Origin of the sequence: Serratia sp. T13T92 (assembly GCF_047530105.1) — a bacterium.
Taxonomy (GTDB): Bacteria; Pseudomonadota; Gammaproteobacteria; order Enterobacterales; family Enterobacteriaceae; genus Chania; species Chania fonticola.
Window position 1 is genome coordinate 24,779 of sequence record NZ_JBLJAK010000048.1, and the last position, 7,830, is coordinate 32,608.

A 7,830-nucleotide genomic window follows, 5' to 3' on the forward strand; every position below is an offset into this window, starting at 1 on the left:
TCATATAAGGGACACAAAACGCCATGCTATTACCTTGGCTAATTCTTATCCCCTTTATCGGCGGTCTGCTGTGCTGGCAGTGCGAGCGTTTCGGTACTAAGGCGCCGCGCTGGATAGCGTTGATCGCAATGGGGCTGACGTTGGCGCTTTCTCTGCAACTGTGGTTGCAGGGGGGCTATTCGTTGATAAAACCGCAGGGCGTGCCGCAGTGGCAGTCTGAGTTTATGTTGCCGTGGATCCCGCGCTTTGGCATCAGCATTCACCTGGCGCTGGACGGCCTGTCACTGCTGATGGTGGTGCTGACCGGTTTCCTGGGCGTGCTGGCGATCCTCTGTTCCTGGCGTGAAATCCAGAAGTATCAGGGCTTCTTCCACCTGAACCTGTTGTGGATCCTGGGCGGCGTGATCGGCGTGTTCCTCGCCATCGACCTGTTCCTGTTCTTCTTCTTCTGGGAAATGATGCTGGTGCCGATGTACTTCCTGATCGCCTTGTGGGGTCATAAAGCATCGGATGGTAAAACCCGTATCACCGCAGCAACCAAGTTCTTCATCTATACCCAGGCCAGCGGTCTGGTGATGCTGATTGCGATCATGGGCCTGGTATTCGTGCACTACAATGCGACCGGCGTGTGGACCTTCAACTACGAAGATCTGCTGAAAACCCCGATGTCGCACAACGTTGAATACCTGTTGATGCTGGGCTTCTTCATCGCGTTTGCGGTGAAAATGCCGGTGGTGCCATTACACGGTTGGTTGCCTGATGCGCATAGCCAGGCACCAACGGCGGGTTCTGTAGATCTGGCGGGAATCTTGCTGAAGACGGCGGCCTACGGCCTGCTACGTTTCAGCCTGCCGCTGTTCCCGAACGCGTCCGCCGAGTTTGCCCCTATCGCCATGTGGCTGGGTGTGATTGGTATCTTCTACGGTGCCTGGATGGCGTTCGCACAGACCGATATCAAACGTCTGATTGCCTACACCTCCGTTTCCCATATGGGCTTTGTACTGATCGCCATCTACACCGGTAGCCAGCTGGCTTACCAGGGGGCGGTGATCCAGATGATCGCTCACGGCTTGTCTGCCGCGGGTATGTTCATCATCTGTGGCCAGCTGTACGAACGTCTGCACACTCGCGATATGCGTCAGATGGGTGGCCTGTGGGGACGTATCAAGTACCTTCCTGCGCTGTCACTGTTCTTCGCGGTGGCTACCCTGGGGATGCCGGGTACCGGTAACTTCGTCGGTGAATTCATGATCCTGTTCGGCAGCTTCCAGGTTGTACCAGTGATCACCGTGATTTCTACCTTCGGTCTGGTGTTTGCTTCGGTTTACTCGTTGATCATGATGCAGCGTGCCTACTACGGCACCCCGAAATCTGATCAACCGTTGCCGGGCATGACCGCACGTGAACTGTTTATCATTCTGCTGTTGGTGGTACTGCTGGTGCTGCTGGGTGTCTATCCTCAGCCAATCCTCGATACCTCAAGTGCGGCGATGAGCAACGTGCAACACTGGTTTGGTCCGTCAGTTTCAGCAATTTCAACAACAAGGCCGTAATTCGCCATGACAATAACTCCTCAACAACTGATCGCACTGTTACCGCTGTTGATCGTCGGATTGACGGTGGTGGTTGTGATGCTGTGCATTGCGTGGCGACGCGACCACTTTATCAACGCCACCCTGACAGTGATCGGTCTTAACCTGGCGCTGCTTTCACTCTACTTTGTTGGCCAGGTAGGCCCAATGGACGTCACCCCGCTGGTGCGGGTTGACGGTTACTCGATGTTCTATACCGGGCTGGTGGTGCTGGCTAGTCTGGCAACCTGTACCTTCGCCTATCCATGGCTGGTGGGTTACCCGGATAACCGCGAAGAGTTCTACCTGCTGGTGCTGATTGCTACCATGGGTGGCATTCTGCTGGCGAGCGCCAACCACCTGGCTTCACTGTTCCTGGGTATTGAGCTGATCTCGCTGCCGCTGTTTGGTCTGATAGGGTATGCCTATCGCCAGAAGCGTTCGCTGGAAGCGGCCATCAAGTACATGGTGCTGTCTGCGGCGGCCTCCAGCTTCCTGCTGTTCGGCATGGCGCTGCTGTACGCCGAATCCGGTGACCTGTCACTGGCAGGCCTGGGCAAGAGCATGCAGGAGAACATGATGCATCAGCCGCTGATCCTGGCAGGCATGGGCATGATGATCGTCGGTCTGGGCTTCAAACTCTCCCTGGTACCTTTCCAGCTGTGGACGCCGGATGTGTATCAAGGCGCGCCAGCGCCGGTTTCAACCTTCCTGGCTACCGCCAGCAAGATTGCGATCTTCGCCGTTGTGATGCGTCTGTTCCTGTACGCACCGGCTGCCGACAACGAAGCGCTGCGGATGGTGTTGTCGATCATCGCCGTCTGCTCGATCCTGTTCGGTAACCTGATGGCGATCAGCCAGACCAACATCAAGCGACTGCTGGGTTACTCCTCGATCGCTCACTTGGGTTATCTGCTGGTGGCACTGGTTGCGGTGCAAACCCACCAGCTGTCGCTGGAAACCGCCGGGGTTTATCTGGCCGGTTACCTGTTCAGCAGCCTGGGTGCCTTCGGTGTGGTTAGCCTGATGTCCAGCCCGTACCGTGGCCCGGACGCCGATTCGCTGTTCTCCTATCGCGGCCTGTTCTGGCATAAGCCAATCCTGTCAGCGGTTATGACGGTGATGATGCTGTCCCTGGCCGGTATCCCGATGACGCTGGGCTTTATCGGTAAGTTCTTCGTGATTGCGATGGGCGTCAGTGCTCACCTGTGGTGGTTGACCGGTGCCGTGGTGCTGGGTAGTGCGATCGGTTTGTACTACTACCTGCGTGTGACCGTCAGCCTGTTCCTCAGTGCGCCGGAAACGCTGGTTCGTGATACGCCAAACAACTGGGCGTTGACCGCCGGTGGTGTGGTGGTGCTGATCTCTGCCGCGTTGGTGCTGTTGCTGGGTATCTACCCGCAGCCGCTGATCACGCTGGTGCAGATGGCACAGCCGATGTTCTGATTGAACTCGAGCTAGACAACAAGGGTCGCCAAATGGCGGCCCTTGTTTATTTGTGGGTTAGGGCGAGCAGTTGTTAAACGAGGTTTCCAGTTCTTGAACTACCGCGCGTATTCTTGCCGTGTGTTGCAGATCCGGATGTAACACCAGCCAGATATCGACCCAGTCCTGATTCTCCGGGAGGATACGCACCAGATCGGGATCGCTATCGGCCAGGAAGCAAGAGAGCAGGCCGATGCCCAACCCGTTACGCGTTGCCGAACGTAGTAACAGCTGTGAGTTGCATTGCAGCACCACGTTTGGCTCATTCAACGCCTCTCCGCCGAAGTTGTCCCAGTGGCGCGGCACCAGTTCGCGCGGGAACATCAGCAAATCGTGGCCACGTAGATGGTCGCCTTTACTCGGCGTTCCGTGTTGATCCAGATAGCCCTGCGTGGCATATAACCCCATCTCAATGGTTGCCAGACGTTTGATGACCAGTTCATCAGATTCAGGGCGAGCACCACGGATAGCCAGATCGGCTCCGCGATAGGAGATGTCGGAGATATTGAGTGCCGTCAGTAGCGTGATGGTGATATGCGGGTATTTCTCGCGCAGGCGTTTCAGCGCCGGGATCACAAAGGCCTCGGCCAAGGTATCAGTGGTGGCAATGCGCACCTCACCCGCGAGGCTTTGATCGCCGCTGCTGGCTTTACGGGCGATAGCCTGAACCGAATTTTCCATCGCCAGCACTTCTGCCAGCATGGCTTCACCCAGCGGGCTGAGCGAGAAGGATTTTGGCGTGCGAATAAACAGCTTTGAACCCAACGCCTGTTCAAAAGCGGTGATCCGTCGCCCAACGGTAGCTTGATCGACGTGAAGTTCATGGGCGGCCTTGCGTAACGTACCGCAGCGTGCCACCGCCAGGAAGAAGCGTGCATCATCCCAATTCATCGTGCAGTGTCCATGGTGGCATCCGATCTATTTTGACCGCCAGCGGCGGCAGAGATGGTTATTATCTGGTAAGCGGTAAGTAAATGCATCTGCGTGAGGTTGTGGAGCAAGCTTATTTGTAGCAGGCAATCCATTTTGCGCAAAAATGCTGGTATTCTTGGTCAATGCCGCTAGCAAATTGCCAACGGTGAAAACCGCCGCGTAAGAGATTATTTGCAGCCCGGCAGGGTTGCATTCTGGGGAAATCATGGTTGCTTTATGGATGGTCGCTGCCAGCGTGTTCTTCGCGCTGATGGGGGCCTGCATCAAACTGGCTTCGGCCAAGGTCGGTTTCTTCGATATTATTTTTTACCGTTCATTGATCAACGTGGCCATCGTGGCGGCGCTGATAAAAATCAAAAATATCGGTTTTCGTACCCGCCATCTTGGCTTGCACATGAAGCGCGCCGCGATTGGCAATGCGGCCATGTATTGCGGCTTCTATGCGCTGATCCATCTGCCGATTGCCACCGCAACCACGCTGGGCTATACCAATCCGATTTTCCAATCGGTGATCACCTTCGTCACGGCCAGAGGCCAACTGACCGGCAGGTTGCTGTTCTCGGTGCTGCTGGGCTTTGTGGGCATCCTGATCTTGTTGCGTCCAGATGTACCGAACGGGGAATATACCGCCACCTTGATTGGCCTGCTGTCTGGATTGCTGACGGCGCTGGCCTATTTCAACGTCGGTAAACTGGTGCGTACCGGGGAGCCTGAACTGCGTGTGGTGTTTTACTTCTCGCTGGTCGGTACCTTGTTCGGCGTGGTGATGAGTTCGATTGTCGGATTCGCAGCGTTGGATGCGACCAGCCTGCTGTACGTCTGCGCTATCGGCGTATTCGGCAGCCTGGGGCAGATCACCATGACCCGCGCCTATGGCGGTGGCAATGCGGTCACCGTCGGCATTCTTTCCTACAGCACGATCATTTTCTCCACGCTGCTCGGCTACCTGATTTTTGCCCAGACCCTGTCGTTTATCGCCGCGGCGGGTATGGTGCTGATCATCCTTTCTGGAGCGTTGGCCATTTTGCGCCGTGCACCCGCGAAAAAGGTAGCAACGGCTTCGGTGTGATTTTGCCGATCTGGCCACCTGCAACAATGCATCATAGTGCTGCATTGTTGGTGGTTTTGGCGGTCTGCTCTGAACGCTATGATGAGCGCCTGATATTTTGCGGGTGAGGTGATTTGCCTGCGTATTTAGGGAGAAAATCATGTCCGACGGTGTAGCCGTTGATAAAACCGCGCGAGCCAATACGACCTCCTCGCCGGGTGCCATTGTGCTGTTTCTGGCTCTGGCATTGATGTCGGCACTGCTCAACAGCAGTGCGCCAACGCCGCTTTATCCCTTGTACCAACAGCAACTGGCACTGACCTCGGTCAGCCTGACCCTGATCTACGGGGCTTATGCCGCGGGCGTACTGATTTCCCTGTTCGCCGTGGGCAACCTGGCTGGCAAGGTGAAAGATTTACGCAGCATGATCGTCCCGGCGCTGCTGGTGGTGTTGCTGGGGGCATTGCTTTTTGCCCTGGCCGATTCATTTTCCCTGATGCTGATGGCCCGCTTGCTGGCCGGGGTAGGCACGGGGGCGTTGACCGGTGCGGCAAATATTGCGTTGGTTCGTTTTGGCCCTGCGGACGGTGGCAAGCAGGCGGCGCTAATTGCTACTCTGTCCTTTACTGCCGGGTTGGCACTGGGGCCGATTTTTAGTGGTATAGCGTTGCAGACCGGTTTTCATACCACCTCGATGCCGTTTGTGATCATCATGGCGGTGGCAACGATTGCCGCTTTGGGGATTATGCTGAGCTGGCCTGCGCGTGTGATGGTCAAAGCTAGCGTCAGTTTGGCTGAGGGGACTGGGGCAGGGGAAAATACCTTGGCCGCGGGCCTGCGCGCGACCGGGAGCCGGTTTTTTGTGTGTGCCGGCGCGCTGTTTGTCTGTTGGGCGCTGGCTGCCAGTATCCTGGCGATCGGCCCCAACGTGGCGGAAACGCTGTTGGGTATGCAAAACCGCAGCAGTTTCGGCTATGTGATTGCGGTCTACCTGCTGATTGCCGGGGCCAGCCAGATCCTGAGCCGTCAAATTAATGCGCGCCATTCGCTGATGTTTGGCTGCCTGGCACAGGCGTTGGCGGTGGTGGTATTTGCCGAAGCCATTCAGATCCATTCGCTGGGGCTGGCCGCTGCGGGGATGGTTATTGCCGGTTATGCTTACGGAGCCATCTTTGTCGGCAGTGCGACACTGGTTAACCTGATTTCACCCAAAGCCAGCCATGCACGCCTGATCTCACTGTTCTATGTGATTGCTTATGTTGCCAACTGGGTGCCCATTTTGCTTGGCAGTATCATCGATCATGCCAGCCTGCAACTGGCGGTTAACCTGCTATTTCTGGTCAGCGCCATGGTGTGTGTAGGGTTGGGCATATGGGTTACGCGAGTGGGCTTCCCGCGCTGAACCTGGTTATTTTTTAACGTTGCTGGTCGATGGTAGATCGGTATTACCGCGTTAACTCAGTAATGTGGCTACAGGTATTCACGCCTTACATGATGAAAAAATACGCTATTTTTGTGATTAAAATCTCATTATTGTGATTTTCATATATCAAATTGCATTTTATATGTGATTTTTATCACATGTGGCGGTCTGGTTTCGCGTAAACTAGGTGGATTATTTTTAGCGGATCAGGATTATGAACGTCATTTTTGCCATTGCGGTAACTACCGGTATTCTCTCCGGCGTATGGGGCTGGGTTGCCATCAGCCTTGGGCTAATCAGTTGGGCGGGCTTTCTTGGCTGCACGGCCTATTTTGCCTGCCCGCAAGGTGGCCTCAAAGGCCTGGCGATCAGCACACTGACCTGTTTGAGCGGCGTGTTCTGGGCGATGGTCATTATTCACGGCAGTGCGTTGGAGCCCGCCTGGAGCATTCTGGGTTACCTGCTGACCGGCGTTGTCGCTTTCCTGATGTGCATTCAGGCCAAACAACAATGGCTTGGTTTTGTTCCCGGGACTTTTATCGGTGCCTGCGCCACCTTCGCCGGTGACGGCAACTGGCCATTGATCACGGCCTCACTGCTGGTTGGGCTATTGTTTGGTTACGCCATGAAAAACAGTGGCTTGTGGCTGGCCGCACGCCGTAAATCCCCCTCTGTAGCGCTGGCTGAACAAGCCTCCACCGACGCCTGAAAGGGCGTCAGTATCTTGCCTTGCCTCTTTTTTAATCAACATTCCGATGGCGTGTATCCAGGTCGTGTCCTACCATGGGACTACGACCAAGGGTTGTTGATGGTTAAGCAACGTTGAATTTGTTAATAACGGAGAGCTTAAAGATGGCGATAAATCGAAACGAGAACCAAACGACACTGGATGACGATCTGAGAATGCTGAGTGACACGCTACAAGACGTGTTGGATTACTCTGGCGATCGAGCCGATCAGGCTTATACGGATATCAAAGCCCATGCCGAGCGGGCGCTAAAAGACATCAAGTCGCGTCTGGCAAATAGCTCAGAATGTTATTACGTGCGGGCGAAAGAGGTGGCATGTCGTGCCGATGACTATGTCCGTGACAAGCCTTGGCACAGCGTAGGCATTGGTGCCACGGTAGGTTTGGTGCTTGGGCTATTGCTGGCCCGTAAGTAACACCAATGAGCGTGATAGCTGCCGAATAGTGTCACAGGAAGGAGTCATGCAGATCGCCGACACGCCGTAAACCCGTCCCTGGGGGCTCGCAATCGCGCATATATGGACGCTCCCGATAACGCCAGTGTTTTCTTGAAAAAGGTGAACAGGTATTGCAGGCATATATTCGGTTTCTTTCTGGGTCTTTACGACCCGAACCATGATGA

General features: G+C 55.4%; 7 protein-coding genes. 6 read left to right on the top strand and 1 reads right to left on the bottom strand.

Features of this window, described 5'->3' with window-relative positions:
• The first annotated feature begins 23 nt into the window (after positions 1-23).
• Together nuoM and nuoN are read left to right on the top strand one after the other, a co-directional pair.
• Complete coding sequence (gene nuoM, locus ACMV5I_RS25385) at positions 24-1,553, top strand: NADH-quinone oxidoreductase subunit M (RefSeq protein WP_024485132.1); 1,530 nt, start codon at positions 24-26, stop codon at positions 1,551-1,553.
• 6 nt (positions 1,554-1,559) lie between these two features.
• Positions 1,560-3,017 (top strand): NADH-quinone oxidoreductase subunit NuoN, encoded by a 1,458-nt coding sequence (nuoN, locus tag ACMV5I_RS25390; RefSeq protein ID WP_021805986.1) that lies wholly within the window; start codon positions 1,560-1,562, stop codon positions 3,015-3,017.
• A gap of 57 nt (positions 3,018-3,074) precedes the next feature.
• Here the strand turns inward: nuoN and ACMV5I_RS25395 are convergent, their stop codons facing one another.
• Positions 3,075-3,947, bottom strand: coding sequence for a LysR family transcriptional regulator (locus ACMV5I_RS25395; protein WP_202672336.1), 873 nt, complete (start codon positions 3,945-3,947; stop codon positions 3,075-3,077).
• A 247-nt stretch (positions 3,948-4,194) separates the two neighbouring features.
• Between ACMV5I_RS25395 and ACMV5I_RS25400 the strand changes: the two genes are divergently transcribed.
• The 4 genes from ACMV5I_RS25400 to elaB all read left to right on the top strand — a co-directional run bounded on the left by ACMV5I_RS25400 (position 4,195) and on the right by elaB (position 7,624).
• Positions 4,195-5,058, top strand: a complete 864-nt coding sequence (locus tag ACMV5I_RS25400; protein ID WP_021805984.1) for a DMT family transporter — start codon at positions 4,195-4,197, stop codon at positions 5,056-5,058.
• Positions 5,059-5,197: 139 nt separating this feature from the next.
• Entirely contained in the window at positions 5,198-6,439 is a 1,242-nt protein-coding gene (locus ACMV5I_RS25405; RefSeq protein WP_414825537.1) for an MFS transporter, read from the top strand.
• Positions 6,440-6,674: 235 nt separating this feature from the next.
• A complete protein-coding gene (locus ACMV5I_RS25410; protein ID WP_024485129.1) occupies positions 6,675-7,169 on the top strand; it encodes a DUF1097 domain-containing protein in 495 nt (164 codons plus the stop codon).
• 143 nt (positions 7,170-7,312) lie between these two features.
• Positions 7,313-7,624, top strand: coding sequence for a stress response protein ElaB (gene elaB, locus ACMV5I_RS25415; protein ID WP_166732998.1), 312 nt, complete (start codon positions 7,313-7,315; stop codon positions 7,622-7,624).
• The last annotated feature ends 206 nt before the right edge of the window (positions 7,625-7,830 follow it).

What these genes read in the sequence shown, in the direction of transcription:
- ACMV5I_RS25395 (WP_202672336.1), bottom strand. Translation starts at nt 3,947, where the DNA reads ATGAATTGGGATGATGCACGCTTCTTCCTGGCGGTGGCACGCTGCGGT.
- nuoM (WP_024485132.1), top strand. Translation starts at nt 24, where the DNA reads ATGCTATTACCTTGGCTAATTCTTATCCCCTTTATCGGCGGTCTGCTG.
- ACMV5I_RS25400 (WP_021805984.1), top strand. Translation starts at nt 4,195, where the DNA reads ATGGTTGCTTTATGGATGGTCGCTGCCAGCGTGTTCTTCGCGCTGATG.
- elaB (WP_166732998.1), top strand. Translation starts at nt 7,313, where the DNA reads ATGGCGATAAATCGAAACGAGAACCAAACGACACTGGATGACGATCTG.
- nuoN (WP_021805986.1), top strand. Translation starts at nt 1,560, where the DNA reads ATGACAATAACTCCTCAACAACTGATCGCACTGTTACCGCTGTTGATC.
- ACMV5I_RS25410 (WP_024485129.1), top strand. Translation starts at nt 6,675, where the DNA reads ATGAACGTCATTTTTGCCATTGCGGTAACTACCGGTATTCTCTCCGGC.
- ACMV5I_RS25405 (WP_414825537.1), top strand. Translation starts at nt 5,198, where the DNA reads ATGTCCGACGGTGTAGCCGTTGATAAAACCGCGCGAGCCAATACGACC.